This window comes from Halococcus salifodinae DSM 8989 (genome assembly GCF_000336935.1).
Taxonomy (GTDB): domain Archaea; phylum Halobacteriota; class Halobacteria; order Halobacteriales; family Halococcaceae; genus Halococcus; species Halococcus salifodinae.
Map to the genome: position 1 here is coordinate 19711 of NZ_AOME01000026.1, position 14993 is coordinate 34703.

Genomic DNA, 14993 nt, shown 5'->3' on the forward strand with positions numbered 1-14993 from the left:
TGGCCGGAAACGACTACGATCTCCACACGATTCGTGGAATTGAAGACGTCTCCTCGTCGTTCTCGCCGGGCTGGTGGTTCTCAAAGACTGTAACGAGCGCGTGACGAACACCACTCCAGGGACGAGTAGACACAGGGCCGCCGACCGCCTCGGAACCGCGTGACAGCGGGAATTCAGTCGCTCCTACCCAACCCACCTCGCCCGTGAACTCGCAGTTCACCGCATCTACCACGAACGGTTTACTCTCGTGGAGCAACTCCTCGCGTCGCCATACGAGCGCACCATCTTATCCCAGTACGGTCCCAACAGCGGATACGACCGATGCGCCGACAGCGACCAGAGGAGAGCGGTGAACAGCAAGACGAGGCCAACCAAACACGAATGCCGACACGAGAACAACAGTCAATCGATGACGAAAGCGTCGATCCGGAAGACCTCCTGCCCGAACACAGCGTGCTCAAGCTTGAGGAGTATCTCGCTATGCAGAACGCGATCGGGAACGAAACCCGGTTCCGGATTCTCTATGCGCTCAAACAGCAGAGCGAGATGAGCGCGAACCACCTCAAGGAAGCTCTCGAGATGCGACCTAACAATCTCCACTACCATCTCGACCAGCTCTGTGACGTCGGCCTCGTCCAGAACCGAAAGCGGAAAACACCCGACAGCGACGGGCTGTGCTCCTATTACGTCGCCAGCGGCATGGGCAAGGCGATCCTCGAACACGGGGGCAAGGAACTCATGCGCCGTGAACACGATTTCAAAGACACCTACAGTAGTTAGTCCCCCCTCCAATGCGTCGGCGACTGAACGAGAGCAGAGTCGGGAAACAGCGGCCTCAAGCCAGTCCAACTGGCTATCGCTGTTACGACCGCGCTCCAGCGATTCTCACCAGCGACGTAGCGTTTGCGGCGTTCGACCCCGCCGCACACGGCCTCGATCAGCTCACCATCGAGCACGTTCCGGAGGCGACGGCGGTCATCCACCACCCGGCTCCGACGAGTTCGACCATCACCGAGAGATCACTCTCGTATGCTGTGCCAGCTCGCCACGTTACTGCTGAGTGGTACGTCTAGGCACTCCATATCTAATACTCTGGCTTGTCTCACGTACCCGCGCACCCATGCGACAACCCACCATTCGTGATATTTACCCTGGGATGAACCGGGTGACCCATCCTCGACCGACACTCGCCGGACGCGACCAACCGACCCCCGACCCGGATAGGGAAGCATCCGCCGAACAAGCCGGTGAAGTCTCGTGAGCGACGCCACTGACCGTCCCAGCCCCAATGCGATCACCTGGCAGTGCCCGTACTGTCGAGAGGCTACCAGCGAGTCCGAACAGGGCATCCGCGCGCATATCAACAACCTCGATGATGGTACCCACGAAGGACTATCGGGGTGGGACCTCGACTATCACGTCCCGGGCTACAATCGTGACGGGCATCTCGTTGCTGCCATCCGAGCCAGTACCGCAGACTTCGATGGGCAAGCGATCGTTCCTGCTTCGGTGATTCGCAACACCGACTGGCACCACGAGTTCGTCCATCCACAGCAAGCGCTTCCAGAGAAGGCAACCACGGAGGCGAGCACAGACGAGCCAGCCTCACCGGACCCATCGCAGGAAGCCAGTGACGAGGACCCGCCCGCACCCGACGAAATCGAAATCCCCGTTGCCGTCCTCAACGAGATTCAGGCTATCCTCGCCCACTACCGCGAGGCCGGCAAACGTCAAGAACGACTCGCCGAACCCGGCAGCATCCCCGCTGCACGCGCCCAAGCCCGCTGGTACACTGCCGGCCGTTTCATCGAAATGTTCGACACCCTCTACGAGGACACCGACGACCGCCCTGCACAGGCGGGCCACGATCGCCAGCTGTAGCCGCGATCGACACCCACCCGAACGTCAACTGGTCCGAGCCTCGCAAGTGAGTCACTTCTGGACGACGGCGATCCCGACACTCTCCTGATCCGGGCTCGCAAAACCAACCCTCCCACAACCGAAGCTGAGAGGCGTGTTCCTGACAGTCGTGAGTGCATAGGTGCTGTCAGGTCTAGGCACCGCATATCTATACACCAGCCATCAGACTCGACAGCCGCATGCATCATCGACCATACGGAGGCTCCCATGTCTGAACAGCAGGCAGAAGCACTCCACGTCGCAACCCGCACGCTCGACGACCTCGCGGACGTCGTCGAGGACGACCTGCCCACGCTCGACCAATCCAACTACGATCGGGTGATTCAGGACGTCTCGGCCACCGACACCCCGTTCGCGCGGCGGTGGGCCGATATCAAAGCCTGTGTCGACGACCATCTCGAACACCTGAGTCTCGATGAATCACTCGACAGTACCATGCACGATTATGTCAGCGTCTCGGGTGGCCATCCTCCAGAGAACAGGGAGATGACGCTCTCTATCCGCTATTATCCGGAGGGACGCCTCAGAACCGAGATCGGGGTCCACGACGAATCCTGAACACCGAACTACTGGGGAATGGCTGGTTGTACACCGGCTACTCTCCCGTGACGAGCCTCGACCGACCCCGGGAGACTACCGAACAAATCGCTTCCCCGGAAACCGTCGCTGAGGCCTGGAGCCGTGTCTCATGCCCCATAAAGTCGAAACTCTCCCAATACCTCGCTGATCGAACCAGGACAGCCAGCACTTCACGGGAAGAGACGAGACACGAATCAAATGAAGGAATTCTATCCGATCTAGGCAGTACATATCTATATCCTGAGAGGGTGGACCGGGAGCCGCATGGCTGCATTCGACCTCGACGACGAGTCCCTGGATGAACGACAGCCCGAGGCGCTCCGCACCGCCGCCCGAACGCTCGATGGACTTGCGGACATCGCCGAGGGTGATCTTCCGAGTGCTGATTGGACCGCCCATGAAGACGACCCTCAGAACATCACCGAAACCGAGACCCAGTTCGCTGAAACCTGGCGTGAGATCAAAGCGTGTGTCGAGACCCATCTCGAACGGACCGCCCTCGATGAGTCACTCGATCGGGAGCCGTTCGCTGCCATCTCCATCAGCGGGCATCCACCAGCAAATCAAGAAATGACGCTTTCGGTTCGATATGACCAATCGGGGCTGCTCAAGATCGATATCGACGAACCGTGATCTCGGACCTACCGTGGCTCCTCGCGCTCGCAGCGATCGGCTTCGTCGTCGTGGCCATCGTGCTCGCTGCGGTCCGTCCGCTTGTGGTTGATCGCCGGACGAGCACCCGGCTGCCGACGAGCACGGAACGTGAGCGATTAACGAGTGGCGTTGCCGGAGCCCATCGCGTGCGCCTGCGAATCACCGGGCACTCTCCGGATACAGCTCCGGCGCGAGCACGTGCACTGGGCATCCTCCCTGGCTCCCAGTATGTATTCGTCGTCGATCGATTGCTCGTGTCGCTCTCTACGGCGGCTGGCAGAGCGGCCATCGCTCACGAGATCGGTCACCATCGAGGCTGGCATCCGTTACTGCGAGTTGTGCTTCCGGCTGTCGCCCTCATCGGGTGGCCCATCGCTATCGCCAGCGGTGTCCCGTACGCGCTCGTGGGCGGAGCGGTAGCCCTCCCCCTGTATGTGCTGCTTGTGTGCGCTATCGAGAGGAAGACAGAGCATCTCGCCGATGAATATGCCGGAAAGCACGTTGGCTACACCGCGATGCGTGACGCTCTGGAATATCTCGAGGCGACGAGTTCCAACCGCCGACACAGCGGGCTTGCACGGTTACTGACAACTCGGCCCTCGTTCGTGGCACGTATCGCCCATCTCGAAGCCCTCGCTAGGGATGAAAACGTCGACGACGGTGATTCGAGCGGCTCCGAGTAAGAGGCGCGGGGGTGATCGACGTCGTGAGGGCCTGAATCCAGGAGGTGCCCCAACACACCGCCGCTTGTGCACGCGATGGATCACCCACTCGATTCATCCCGATTCCGTTGTGGGAGAACCCACAAAACCCCAGTTGATACAATGATTAGAACAACCGCCGCGTGGATTGCTGGCCCCCGACGAACGCGCTTGCGGTCGGAATTGTAGTTGACGACCCCTGCGTCGTCGAGCGCCGGAAGGTGGGTTTGGGTGAGACCATTATACACGGCCTGATAGTCGCCCGTCGGGACGGCTTTGGGCTCCATACCTGTCTCCACACCAGCGATCCAGCGCGCAAGAGTGTTGGTGTCGATGAACTTGCCCGGAACGAGAACGGACACGCGAGCGATAGCGAGGCGGCGTCGCCGGTTTGACAGCAGGTAATGGAACTCGTTCAGATCGTCCGCAGTCACGGGGTGAAGCAGGAACCGAAGGAGGTCAATCGGCGTTTCCGGGAGATCGATCGCCATGTGAATAGCGAGTTGTCCGGGCCAGGGCCTTAGCCTTATCTATTGAATATCGACCTGTAGGTCGATATATTGTATGCCGAGGCAGTGAATCGCGTCATCTAAGAGGTGAACAGCCGGGTATCCGCCAGAAATGCGTCCGCGCATCGACTGGATGACACGCTCGGACGATCGTATCTTGGAGTTCCTCGCCGAGAAGGAGATCGTCGCCTCAGCGAGTGTCATCGCTATCAACATCGATTACAACCCGAGCTATATCTCCCGTCGGTGTCGGAAACTGACTGCTGCCGGACTCCTCAAACGAGTTGAGAAATCCAACTACCAACTGACTGACCTCGGTGAACGCTATCTCTCGGGAGCGATCAATCCTGACGACGTGGAGATCGACAACGATGAAGAGTCCTGATCGACCGTCTAAGGAACCCCTCTCAAGGCCAGCCTGAACGACTGAAAGCCGCCGCGATCCGAGTGCTGAAACGACGCAGCGTTCGATATCGTCGAGACGGTCGTTCCGACGCCGCTGGTCTCAGCCAGACGGGTTGGCCGGATCGAACTCCTTGAGGTACTCTTCGAGCGCGCTCGCAGTCCGGAACGCGCCGAGATTCAACGCCTCGATCGGCTCGTCACCATCTGGCGGATGCACGTACCAGACGTTCTGGGTGTGCGAACTTCCGCCGAATCGCAAATCCACACCGTGGATTCGCACCCACGCACCGTGAGCGTATGTCCCCGCCATGAGTTCGCCGAGGACGTCCGCGCTCGTCCACTCTTCATCCTCGTCGGGATACACCAGCGCGTACTCCTCGTCTCGGTGGCTCATATTCGCCGCCTCTCGACTACTGGATCGACAGCTGTGCGACCGCTGTAGCCAGTACTGTGGTGATTAGTCAGCCTGTGATTTCGATCGATGCTCTCGGGACGCGAGCCGGTGGCTTCAAGCCCGCGTGCGTTCGTAGCGTACATTGGTCTTCCATCCAGAGAAGACCGGTCCGGGTGTTCCAAGCACCCGGGCGTTTCCGAACCGTATACGCCCCAAGGGACCGCTCTCCTCTGTCGATTCCTTGGTCGTGACTAGTAATAAAGATATGGATACGGACCGACAAGAGATCTTCCGGTGAGTTCAATTCCAGATCAAAAGCGGTGTAGCACTACATCAAGCGGGGTCAGGAGGCCGAGGGCTTTGAACGAGAGGTGGAGATCCTGGAGAACTGACTTGAAGAGCAGCGCCGCCAGATGGTTGAGCGCGAGCACGTCGAGGAGAAGGTGGACGTGCTGGCGAAGCGCGTCGAGGACCAGCAGGCGGCGGCAGACGCACCATTCTTCGTCCGATGGATACGATGGTTCCGGCGACGTGAGGACACAGAAAGCGCTGAAGATGGACGGTGACTCTGTAGTGTGGCGCTCAATCGTAGAGACCAAACTGGTAGATCGCATCCTCGTAGGCAGGTCTGATCGTATCCCCCCAATCGTGAGTATACTCCCCCATGATATCTTCCATGACATCACCTCGAAGATACTTGATCATTGACGGCTCTAGATGGCGCGGATGGTCACCCCGCCCCGGTTGCAGTTGCGTGGTGAAGAAATGCCGAAACCAGTGTGGGGTAAATTCTTCGTCTGATGCATCCTCAATGACACCTGCTTCCACAGCGTATCTACCAGTCAACTTTAGGTTAAAACTTGGAACACTCTTCCGGCCTTTCCTCGTATCATTTGTCCACAAGTTGTGTGGATACCCGATTTCCGGACGCATCGCTATCCAGTCGAGTAATGCGTGCTTGGTTTCTTGATCCGTTGGAAAAACTGTCTTCCGCTTTCGCTTGTTACCTGCTCTTCTGACTTCACCGCGATATTTTTCGCCTACTGTTGGCTCCGGCGAAATAAATAACGAATCTGGTTGCTTCTTGACTTTCGGATGGAGTTCAATCCCTCGATCGCTGAGATACGACTGGTATTCCGGATGATCGAGATTGAGATCCATCAAATCTATGTTCAATAGCTCTCCCTTTCGCATACCTGTCTTGCCCATGAGGACACCCGCTGCTCGGTCCTGAGGATCCGGTACATTGCTCAGATACTGTCCGACTTCGTCGACCGTCAGTTTGATTTTCCCTTTTGTCGTGGTGTCAAAGCTAGCCTCATCGTGGACGAGCGCTATTGGATTCCCATTTACTACTCCCCGCTTGAATAGTTCCTCGAGAAATGACTGCACTATTATTATCTTTCCTTCAACCGACCGTCCAGCAAGTCCAGCATCTCTGAGCTGATCGAGATAGTCCCACGCATCGTCTACGCCTACCTCTTTTCGCCAGTCGACATATTCGTCCCAGGCCGCATAATCGGCTCCGTCCCGTGATCTGTGAATTGTATATCTAATCTTGTCCATCCGCGTTTGCGTGAGTGAATCTCGACTTTTGTACTCCATGTACTTCTCTATAGGAGATTCATACCAACGCGGATCGTAGTTGAGGTCGCCATATTTACTCATCGTTGACCACCCTGAGCCAGCCACCCTCTGAGGCACTATACTTTGCTTTACCGTCATCTCTTAGCTCATCGATTGCCGACCCGATGTCATCTCTAATCAGGTCTACCAGTTCGTCTTCGTCGATGGCTGTTTTCGTTGCGAGATTTTTTTCCACGAATCCTTTGATATCGGCTGTATTCGATTCCTCCTTGTTTGTCTTGAGCGTGTGTTCTACTTCCGATGATCTTCCGGATTGGTCATACCCGAACTGACGTCGGCCAGCGCGGGTCATTCGACGAACATACTCTGATGCTGGCATATCCATTTCGTTTGCTGACTCGGCCCACTTGTCTGGGATTTCGAAATGTACCCTTGACATACGCGATTCTGTATTGAGTACGGGAAGGAGTAAAAATTCCGGGTACTACTTCTGAGCAACTGTGGGCGGCTAATTCTTAACAAATATGTTTTACTTTATAGTAACACGCAAGACTGCAGCGGGGTAGGTCTTACTGCATACAATCGTATTACGGGCACAATGTTCTGGTCTTTGTATTTGCTCCCAATCACTGTCCCAGTAACTTTATAACGTTTTGCGTCCACAAATCTGGACATGGAAGACTCGATCTCCTTCAGCAAGAAGGTGGACTCAAAAGGCCGGTTGGTGATTCCAAAAGAACACCGACAGGCGCTCACCATCGAAGGGCGGGAAGCGATCGTCGAATTTGAAGCAACGAAGTTGACGTACCTTGACGAAGACGACGGAGGTGAGTCCTAAACCTGTCGCTGAGTGCGGTAGGGAACCGGGGGCGGTCCAAGGCCCCCAGAACAGGGATTCACCACTTCCCACGGGTGATCCTCGATTGGTTCTCTGCCACCGAGCGCATTAGGTATTGCGTCCGATGCGACTCGGATGGTTCTGGTCTCGATGGATGGTATCGACCATGACCGTCGAGAATTTCGACGGGGATGGTCACGCTGATCAACCATCTATCATCTATCAATCTACGCTTTTGAGAAAACCGAAAACGAGGAGTTGGAAATTCGCCAACACTCTCGGTCCGGTTTCGGGTCTCCTGGTCCATCACCCGGCGACGTGATCGAGCGAGACTCTACGAAGTCCCTACTAAGCTGTTGCGTTCTGAGTTGATAAAGCCACGGCGAGCGAGACCTTTGTGAGAGGCACCGGACCGAGGTGTGTGGGCTGCGCAAGTTCAGCCNCTGTTGCGTTCTGAGTTGATAAAGCCACGGCGAGCGAGACCTTTGTGAGAGGCACCGGACCGAGGTGTGTGGGCTGCGCAAGTTCAGCCTGATGCGAGAAAATGGAAGCAGAATCGAGAAATGCGTCGTCTCAGGCCTAAAAGGCGAAGAAAACCACGATTTTGGCGACAGCCGTCGCTGCCTGCCGACGGCTGTCGCTGGTGCCGTGTGATGAGATTAGCCGAACGAAGTCAGCGTCTCATTCCAGTGCGTCCGAGCTTTCTGGATTGCACGCGCCACGCCACCCTTGATCGGGTGGCGTTGGCGCAGCCACTCCACAAGCACGTATCCGATCAACGCACAGAACAACTCAAACAACACGCCGTTAAGCGATTTCGAGTGGAAATTCTCAACATTCAGATATTGTTTGAATTCGCGAAATAGAATCTCGATCATTGTCCGGAGGGTGTAGATACTGATCACGTCAATGGGATCGTACGCTGACGACGCCAGCGTCGTCAGGTACTGAATCTCTTCTCCATCCGGCGTTTCCAAAACGATACGGCGAAACTGTTCACCGGTCTCGGCCAGTTCGATTTGTTCGTCACGAATCTGTCTCGTTCCGTCCTCATTAGTGACCTCGACGTTCTGGAACGTGTCCAGAACGTCGAGACGGGCGTTTGACTGGAGTAGGGTGACGAAGTCATCGTCGCTGTACTTGATCTCACAAAAGCGACGATAGCGCGTGTATCCGCGGTCAAAGACCCAAATAACCGAGTCGAGGTCTGCGAAGACCTCGACGTCATCGCTGAGATGGTTGAACTGGGGACTTTCGTGGGTTTCACCCTCTGTCACGGTTGTTCCAAGCGGATGCTTGTGTTCACCGTCTACGCGTGCGGCGCAATGAAGTTCGAGTCCACCGTCGTCTGTGTCGATTTCATAGACGTGCTCGTCGTCTCCGACAAATTCGTCGGAGACGACAACTGAGCGGGTGAGTTCGAGATTCGTCGCGTCGACAGCAATNCCCCTCGTGTAAGCCACTCCAGGCGTTTTCGCTGGACAGCACGCTGATGATACAGCTGTGGCGTGTGGAGCAACGCGAACAGCATGCGAACGACCGCGCGGTAGTCGCGGTCGTTCGTGAGTTCGGAGAACCGTGACTCGGGCATTTTGTCAAGAGAGTCATCAACAGCGGTCTTATCGGCGAGTTCGGCGAGCGAACTAGATGGATCAAGTCCTTCACGAATGGCTACTTTGAGGTGGTTGTCGAAGTCGTGTGTCTCGTTGTGGATGCCGATATCGAACTCCTGAGCAATGGACTCGCTGTCGCCTGCGGCGAGCAGCGAGTACAACTCATCGGCGACAGTTTCGACAGAGTTGATGTTGTTGGCGTCCGTTGCATCCGGTGACGGCCTATCTGCCGACTTAGAGGTCACAGACATCAGGCCGTCACTACCGGCTCACGCCGGTTTTAAATAGTCGAAACGCCACAGNGTGACGGCCTATCTGCCGACTTAGAGGTCACAGACATCAGGCCGTCACTACCGGCTCACGCCGGTTTTAAATAGTCGAAACGCCACAGCTACTAAGCTATCTTTCCCAGAATCGTATTTGCATCGCACGGGATCAACAAACGTATTTTCGACCTTCAACAGAAGCCGACCGAAACAGCCTGCGTCAGACACCTCTGTGCGAGGGTGACAAAGCAGTTATAAGGCGGGCGTCTGTCGTACACGCAAGGCTAGGAGAACAATATAGTGCCGATGGGAACGGGGAGCACTAATCCCCGACCCGGTGATCGAGAGATGCCGGTGCCACTCGACCCTACAGAACGGTCGTGGTGGTTTCTCAACGGCCTACGATAATAACGTTTGCCCTCCTCGCGAGCATCTGCTCTCTCATTCAAAACAGATGAGAGCGGGCTTGTGAGTTGGGAAAACGCTATCGGAGGCACGGCGAGGTGGCTCAATCGCCAGCACTATCAGGATGGGCCAAATCACCCATGCCAAGAGACCAATCTCAACTCAGTGCTGAGAATAGCCGTCCCACCGATAGCCCATCCACCACGTCTCGAAAACCATCGATTCACTCGTGCTGGCGTGAGCGTCAAGACGGGCCGGATCAACCGATACAGAGTCTAAGCGAGGCGAATCGATGAGCGATGCGGGCGACCACCCCAGATGCAATACCCTGGGTTGTCAGAACCCTCCCGCTGAAGATGGCTACTGTGAGACGTGCATCGAAACGTCTCCTCGCATCCTCCAAGACGACGCTACCGATACTCGGGATCAAAAAGATCGACCATCCAGTGATTTTGATCATCGGAATCGGAAGGAGAAATCCGATACCTCCGAATCGGCCGATATCGATGCAGAACAAGCTCAAGACGCCGAAACTATCTCTCAAAAAGCAGAGGGAAAAACAGCTTTTGCCGAGGCGATTGCTTGGTTTCACAACCAACTCGACCGTCGGATCTCCGACCATACTGACGAGGGCGAACACCCCGACCGTCCCACGACCGCTCGTGAGTACTTCCACAAGCGTGGATGGACCGACACCACCATCGACGACGCCAGCCTCGGCTGGGCACCGCCGAGTCGCACTGGCCTCCTCGATCACCTCATGCGCGAGGGCTACGGGCGGGACGCCATCCTCGGCACTGGTCTGTTCACCGAGGATTTCCGTCCGCTCTGGCAGGGCCGCTACGTCCTGCCGTACTTCGACGCTGACGGCCAGCCCGTCTACGCGATATCGCGATCGACCGGCAGCGAAGGCGGCGGCGCGGTCGGCTACGACGGCCACCCCACCGACGGTCTGAGCGGGAAATACGCCAAACCCGCTCATACCAAAGAGTACGCCCGCATCAGCGAGCCTATCTACGGCCTCGGATCCGTCGAGGACGGGCAACCAGTACTCGTCACCGAAGGCATCGCCGATGCCCTCACTGCCCATCAAGCGGGCTACGCCTGTATCTCGCCGGTCACTACCCGGTTCAAACACGACGATCGCGAGGGGCTGCGGGAGGTCCTCGACGACCACGATGTCCCGCGCGCGTACGTCGTCCAGGACGCCGAGCGACCCAGCAGCGATATCGACGAAGACGGCCGACTCACGCTCACCCAAGCCGGCGAGGGCCTTCGCGGCGCGCTCGATACCGCCGCGTATCTCGCCGAACACGACATCGACGCCCGGCTCGCCGAACTTCCCCGACCCGGCCTTGACAAGGTCGACCTCGACGACTACCTCAACGAATGGGCCACTGACGGCTCGCTCGCCCCAGTACTCGCCGGCGCGAAGCCCGCCCGTGAGCATCCCGCCTACGATCCACAAGATGCCGCGATCGACGCTGCCACCCGCGACCGGCCCGATCCACTCAGCGACAACGCGTCCGACTCCAGCCACTCGGCGTTGTTCGATCTCGACATTCGAGACGCGTCCGGTCTCGATGCCGACTATCGTGGCCCGAGCCCGCTCGGCCATCACGGTGAGAGCGAGACCTACTTCGTCGTCATCGACGAACGCGATGTCGCGTACGACCACAAGTACAAGGCAGCGTACAACGCGCTCACATACCTGCTCGTCGACGCCGGCAAGCGTCCACCCGACAGCCCCAACGGCCGCCTCGACGACGCCGAGGTGTTCGCTGCGTGGCGACATGCCAAACGAGAGGGCATCCTCCCCGACGACGACCCGATCCCCCGCCGTGCACTCCGCTACGTCGCCGTCGATCACGGCCACTGCGACTCCGGCGACATCGAAGACGGCTGGAAGCTCCCCCGCGACGCCCACGACGACGCCCTCGACACGCTCGAAGAGGAGTACGGCCTCGATCCCGGACGAGAACCGATCGGCACTGGCTGGAGCCAGTCCTCCGAGATGGTTGATCCCACCACTCTCGACGTCGTGCTCGATCCCGAGATGGCATGGCGGGCCGCCCGAATCGTCAGCTCTGAGGACCTTCCGGAGCCTGCCGCGCTCGATCTCGAACCCACAGCCGATGGAGAGGCCTGGCAGTGCCCCCAGTGCAGCAGTAGTGTGGACATCGTTCGATCGGTCGCCATCCACCGCGGCAGCGTGAATTGTTGCGAGGAACCACTAGCCGACGACGAGTACGACGCCGCCTATCGCCGTGCTCACGAAGAGTTCGGCGCACCCCTTCCCGAGTACGTCAGCGCCGCGACCGCGACCGACAACTGGGCACTCATCCAGGGCGCGCTCTCACAGCTCACCCACTGGCACCTCTCCGAGCTCGACTCAACCATTACTGGTCTCGGTGACGGCGAGGACGTCCTCGCCGAGATCGATCCCACATGGGAGGACTCCGCCTCCGGCAAGCGCATCCTCGCCTTCCGTTCGGGCGGGTTCTACTGCCGCGAACACGAGTGTACCATCGATCCCCTTCGACTCGTTGCCCTCGAAGCCGGGCTTATCGACGCCTGTGATGATGCCCTCGCCGGCGAGGCCTTCAAACAGGCCTACCACATCGCTCGCGAAGAGTACGGCGCACCACTCCCGGAGTGGTCGGTTGGCAATCCCGATCACATTCCCGTCCTGCCGCCCGCGGCGGACCTCCTCGGCGAGTTCACCACCGATCGGGATCGGCTTGATGCAGCCCGAGAGAACGTCGAGAGCCTCTATCGGGAACTCGCCAGCGACAGCCGCCAGGCACACCTCCTGACCGCCCTGCCCGCCCTCGGCAAGACCACTTCGGTGGTCAAAAATGCCGACGAGTACCCTGCATTGTACCTCGCTCCCAGAAAGGAACTCATGGCTGAGGTGGCCGAAAAAGCCCACACCCGCGGGATGACCCACATGCACCTCCCCGTGTTCAGCGAGGTCAGACCCAGCGAACCAGCGATCTACGAGGCTGCCAGCTTGATCCGCGATGAGAGCACGGATCTACTCCGAGAGTTCGAGACCCTCGCCGAGCGCATCGACGAACCGGTCGTCGAGGACGACGATGGCTCCGAGGACGCCATCGGAATTCACGTCTCCGTCGAGGAGGACGACTCCGAGGAAATCCACCTCGAGCGCGGGAGCTGTCCGGTCGCCAATGGCCAGCACGGCGAGGCGTGGATGCTCGCGGTTCACGTCGCTCGCCACCTCGGTCACGCGCCGAAGGACATCCACACTCACGACGAAGCGCTGTTCGGCGAGCCGCTCCCCTGCCACCACCACGATGGTACGTGTGCCTACGCCGACGCGTGGGAGGCCGCCAGCGACCCTGAGAATCCTAAGGACATCCTGATCGGGCATTATGGCCACGGCTACGTCGACGGTACTCGTACCTACTACTCCGAGACTGGCGAGGATTCGCAGGTCATCGACCGCACCATCGCGATCGATGAGTTCCCCGGCGATGTCTACGACGAGCGCTTCGACGAGATCTATCTCGACCACGCCACCTGGCTCGCCCAGGCGCTCCGCAGCGACGTCGAGGACCGCCAGACCCTCTTCGAGGAGGATCTCTGGAGCGACGAATGGGTCCGAGCATGGCTCCGCGGCAACGCGACCAGCGAGATCGACGCCGTCGCCGCCGCCGACCACCACCTCGACCTCATGGAGCGAGTGCTCGATGCTCTCGCCATCATCGACGACATCCTCGAAACGAGTTCGTCCATCACCGCTGACGACCACGGAGCCAATGCGGATGAGTCCAGTCTCAGTAGCGCTCTCAGGCGCGTGCAGGATCTCAGCCCCGAGTGGGACGTCGAGGCGATCGAGACCGTCTGTGCGGGACTTCGCTCCGCCCTCGACGACGCTGAGGGCGTCAGTCAGCAGGCGGTCGAACGCATCGAGGACACAGTGCTTCCGCCGCTCGCGACCGCCGCCGTCGAACTCGATGACGACTTTAGCCTCGGTGGCGGGGCTGTCGAGGGACTCGACCGTTTCGGCGGCGATCTCACAGCGATGGTTGAGGATGCCGTGACTGCCTTCCACGAACGCCGCGATGGCGCTGCTGGCCTCGTAAAGGCCGCCCAGTGCGCGCTCGATGGCGGTGAAGAGGGTTGCCGGGAGCTCGCCCTCCACGCCCACGATGGCTACGCACACCCCCTCGCATACCTTCTGCTCCACGGCGTCATTGCTCCCGAAGACGAGGACGAAGATGGTGGCGACGCAGGCGCGAGCACTATCCAGACCGACTCGTTCTCGTTCGACCACGAGGACGGCACCAACCTCAAGCGAACGAGCCTCGGTCGTGAGACNAAGGACGATGAGGACGGGGCCGCGACTACCATCCAGACTGACTCGTTCTCGTTCGACCACGAGGACGGCACCAACCTCAAGCGAACGAGCCTCGGTCGTGAGACGATCATCGTTGACCGGAATCACCACGGCGCTGTCGTCCACCATCCACCCGCCTTCGCCAATGGCGACGCGCAGAACTCCGTAGTCGGCCTCGACGCCACCGGGCGCGAACGCCTCTGGTCGCTCGCCACCGGTACCGATGTCCAGATTCGGGACGTCCACGAAACCGCTCGCGAGCGCCGCGCGTTCCTCCGCGACGTGTTGAACTTACAGGTAGTCCAGACCAGTCCTCACATCAACACCTACTCCGGGTCCGCCCAGAGCAAAAACTTCGATGGAGACGTCGCCCTCGTGAAGTCGGTGGCCGAGGAGTACGCCGCGACGCAACTGCGTCAGGACACCCTCACCGCGACGACCAAACCCGGCGTCATCACCACGAAGAAAGCTCGTGCCGAGATCGAGGAGCGCATCGAGGGTGATGTCGCCGCGGTCGATCACTATGGGAACGTCACTGGCTCGAACGCGCTCGGTGAGTTGAATCTCGGAACAGTACTCGGTTGTCGGCACTTCGGCGATGCCGTCGTCGAGAAGTGGGCCGCGCTCGCCGGCGAAACCGTCCAGCGCTCCGGAAAGGGCAGTGACCTCGAGTACGACAGCGAGACGGCCAACACGTTCCTCAAGCACATGCGCGAGGATCAGACCCTCCAGGCGATCCTGCGCTTCGGCCGGGACAAG

14 protein-coding genes and 1 pseudogene are annotated in these 14993 nt (G+C 59.0%); 8 read left to right on the plus strand and 7 right to left on the minus strand.

Annotated elements, in window-relative coordinates; translation table 11 throughout:
* Positions 1 to 381 precede the first annotated feature (381 nt).
* From C450_RS05000 to C450_RS05025, 6 genes are all read left to right on the plus strand, one after another.
* Positions 382 to 780 carry a helix-turn-helix domain-containing protein gene (locus tag C450_RS05000; protein WP_049909866.1) on the plus strand — a complete coding sequence of 133 codons (399 nt, stop codon included), beginning with the start codon at positions 382 to 384 and terminating at the stop codon, positions 778 to 780.
* Positions 781 to 791: 11 nt separating this feature from the next.
* Positions 792 to 1073, plus strand: a complete 282-nt coding sequence (locus tag C450_RS05005) for a hypothetical protein (protein WP_005040855.1) — start codon at positions 792 to 794, stop codon at positions 1071 to 1073.
* 184 nt (positions 1074 to 1257) lie between these two features.
* Entirely contained in the window at positions 1258 to 1881 is a 624-nt protein-coding gene (locus C450_RS05010) for a hypothetical protein (protein WP_005040856.1), read from the plus strand.
* Positions 1882 to 2127: 246 nt separating this feature from the next.
* On the plus strand, positions 2128 to 2478 hold the full coding sequence (locus tag C450_RS05015; protein ID WP_005040857.1) for a hypothetical protein: 351 nt from the start codon (positions 2128 to 2130) through the stop codon (positions 2476 to 2478).
* A 285-nt stretch (positions 2479 to 2763) separates the two neighbouring features.
* Positions 2764 to 3132, plus strand: a complete 369-nt coding sequence (locus C450_RS05020) for a hypothetical protein (RefSeq protein WP_005040862.1) — start codon at positions 2764 to 2766, stop codon at positions 3130 to 3132.
* Complete coding sequence (locus C450_RS05025) at positions 3129 to 3836, plus strand: M48 family metalloprotease (protein ID WP_005040864.1); 708 nt, start codon at positions 3129 to 3131, stop codon at positions 3834 to 3836. Before C450_RS05020 ends, C450_RS05025 begins: the two co-directional genes overlap by 4 nt.
* Positions 3837 to 3916: 80 nt before the next feature.
* On the opposite strand, the gene C450_RS05030 is transcribed toward C450_RS05025, so the two are convergent.
* Entirely contained in the window at positions 3917 to 4345 is a 429-nt protein-coding gene (locus C450_RS05030) for a DUF7344 domain-containing protein (protein ID WP_005040866.1), read from the minus strand.
* A gap of 130 nt (positions 4346 to 4475) precedes the next feature.
* Between C450_RS05030 and C450_RS05035 the strand changes: the two genes are divergently transcribed.
* Entirely contained in the window at positions 4476 to 4748 is a 273-nt protein-coding gene (locus C450_RS05035; RefSeq protein ID WP_005040871.1) for a hypothetical protein, read from the plus strand.
* Between the two features lie 120 nt (positions 4749 to 4868).
* Here the strand turns inward: C450_RS05035 and C450_RS05040 are convergent, their stop codons facing one another.
* From C450_RS05040 to C450_RS05055, 4 genes are all read right to left on the minus strand, one after another.
* Positions 4869 to 5162: a hypothetical protein gene (locus C450_RS05040; protein WP_005040872.1), complete on the minus strand. Its 294-nt coding sequence runs from the start codon at positions 5160 to 5162 to the stop codon at positions 4869 to 4871.
* Positions 5163 to 5473: 311 nt separating this feature from the next.
* The gene (locus C450_RS05045; RefSeq protein WP_005040875.1) at positions 5474 to 5761 is read right to left on the minus strand and encodes a hypothetical protein; all 288 of its coding nucleotides are present in this window, start codon (positions 5759 to 5761) and stop codon (positions 5474 to 5476) included.
* The gene (locus C450_RS05050; RefSeq protein ID WP_005040877.1) at positions 5745 to 6830 is read right to left on the minus strand and encodes a site-specific integrase; all 1086 of its coding nucleotides are present in this window, start codon (positions 6828 to 6830) and stop codon (positions 5745 to 5747) included. The genes C450_RS05045 and C450_RS05050 overlap by 17 nt, the downstream gene beginning before the upstream one ends.
* Complete coding sequence (locus tag C450_RS05055; RefSeq protein WP_005040884.1) at positions 6823 to 7101, minus strand: DUF5805 domain-containing protein; 279 nt, start codon at positions 7099 to 7101, stop codon at positions 6823 to 6825. The genes C450_RS05050 and C450_RS05055 overlap by 8 nt, the downstream gene beginning before the upstream one ends.
* 321 nt (positions 7102 to 7422) lie before the next feature.
* On the opposite strand from C450_RS05055, the gene C450_RS22225 reads away from it, so the two are divergent.
* Positions 7423 to 7587, plus strand: coding sequence for an MraZ N-terminal domain-containing protein (locus tag C450_RS22225; RefSeq protein WP_005040886.1), 165 nt, complete (start codon positions 7423 to 7425; stop codon positions 7585 to 7587).
* A gap of 659 nt (positions 7588 to 8246) precedes the next feature.
* Here the strand turns inward: C450_RS22225 and C450_RS05060 are convergent.
* Positions 8247 to 9451 (minus strand): annotated as a pseudogene (locus C450_RS05060) (IS4 family transposase).
* A 679-nt stretch (positions 9452 to 10130) separates the two neighbouring features.
* The gene (locus C450_RS23350; RefSeq protein ID WP_338035758.1) at positions 10131 to 10628 is read right to left on the minus strand and encodes a hypothetical protein; all 498 of its coding nucleotides are present in this window, start codon (positions 10626 to 10628) and stop codon (positions 10131 to 10133) included.
* Positions 10629 to 14993 lie beyond the last annotated feature (4365 nt).